Source organism: Microbacterium ureisolvens (assembly GCF_015278315.1).
Lineage (GTDB): Bacteria > Actinomycetota > Actinomycetes > Actinomycetales > Microbacteriaceae > Microbacterium > Microbacterium ureisolvens.
Window position 1 is genome coordinate 1 of sequence record NZ_JADIJE010000030.1, and the last position, 1,582, is coordinate 1,582.

Annotated in this window: 1 protein-coding gene and 1 pseudogene; one reads left to right on the forward strand and one right to left on the reverse strand. The window is 73.5% G+C overall.

The window, feature by feature from the left end:
- Positions 1-1,073, forward strand: a 1,073-nt coding sequence (gene sucB / locus IM767_RS20510; protein ID WP_194398968.1) for a 2-oxoglutarate dehydrogenase, E2 component, dihydrolipoamide succinyltransferase, incomplete at its 5' end; no start/stop codon positions are given.
- Positions 1,074-1,092: 19 nt separating this feature from the next.
- Here sucB and IM767_RS20515 read toward each other — a convergent pair.
- Positions 1,093-1,582 (reverse strand): annotated as a pseudogene (locus IM767_RS20515) (hypothetical protein); the annotation flags it as partial.

Consider the following 1,582-nt stretch of genomic DNA (forward strand, 5'->3'; position numbering starts at 1 on the left):
CCGCCGAGGCTCCCGCTCCGGCGCCTGCCGCCGAGGCTCCCGCTCCGGCGCCTGCCGCCGAGGCTCCCGCTCCGGCGCCTGCCGCCGAGGCTCCCGCTCCGGCGCCTGCCGCCGAGGCTCCCGCCGCCGATGCCGCTCCGGCTCCCGCGGTGACCGGGGACGACGACAGCATCACCTATGTCACGCCGCTCGTCCGCCGCCTCGCCCAGCAGCAGGGCGTCGACCTCGCCTCGGTGAAGGGCACCGGCGTCGGTGGTCGCATCCGCAAGGAGGACGTGCTGAAGGCCGCCGAGGCCGCATCGGCTCCCGCCGCACCGGCCGAGTCCGCCGCCGCTCCGGCGCCGCTGGAGGTCTCGCCGCTGCGCGGCACCACCCAGCCGATGTCGCGCCTGCGCAAGGTGCTCGCACAGCGCGCGGTCGAGTCGATGCAGTCGACGGCCCAGCTGACCTCGGTCGTCGAGGTCGACGTGACGAAGCTCGCGACCTTCCGCGACCAGGTGAAGGGCGACTTCCAGGCCAAGACCGGCGACAAGCTGTCGTTCCTGCCGTTCTTCGCCCTGGCCGCCGCCGAGGCGCTGCAGGCCTACCCCGTGGTCAACTCGACCGTGGACGGCGACCAGATCGTCTACCCGCCGACCGAGAACCTCTCGATCGCCGTCGACACCGAGCGGGGCCTGCTGACCCCGGTCCTGCGCGACGCCGCGAGCAAGAACCTGGCTCAGATCGCCCACGAGATCGCGGACCTCGCGGCCCGCACGCGCGACAACAAGCTGAAGCCGGACGAGCTGGCGGGCGGCACCTTCACGCTGACCAACACCGGCTCGCGCGGTGCGCTGTTCGACACTCCGGTCGTCTTCCTCCCGCAGACCGCGATCCTCGGCACGGGTGTCGTCGTCAAGCGCCCCGGCGTCGTGACGGTCGACGGCAAGGATGCGATCTCGGTGCGCTCGTACGTCTACCTCGCGCTGTCGTACGACCACCGCGTGATCGACGGTGCGGACGCCGCGCGCTTCCTCGGCGCCGTGAAGAAGCGCCTGGAGGCTGCGGCGTTCGAGGGTCAGCTCGGCATCTGATCTCGAGCCTCACCCGCTCTCACGGCTGCTGCGCGACGTCATAGGCATCGCGCAGCAGCCATTTTCCGTCCTGGCGGAGGATCACGATCATCTGAGCCGGCGACACGGCGTCGTGCGGATCCAGTCGCAGCACCGCGAGGTCCCCGAAGTCGTCGAGCAGGGCGACCGTGCGCTGCGAGGCGGGCAGGTCGACGCCACCCGGCGAGAGGGCCGCAGCATCGACGGCGACGCCGCTCAGACACGTCGCGTCCGCTCCGCACGCCAGACGGGCGTCCAGCAGCGCCGCGGTGACGTGCGCCAGGTCGGCGGGCGCCGCGCCCGCGCCGTGCTCCTGCTCACCGGCGTCCGCAGGTGCCTGGGCCTCCGCCTCGGCCGGCGGCGTCTCACTCGCGGTCGGCGTGCCGCTCGGTGCCGGGGTCCCGGTCCATGAGCCGTCCGGGGAACCGCTCGGATCTTCGGTGGCCACGCCGCCGGCCGCCGGCCACAGTGCGCCGCCGGTCAGCACGGCC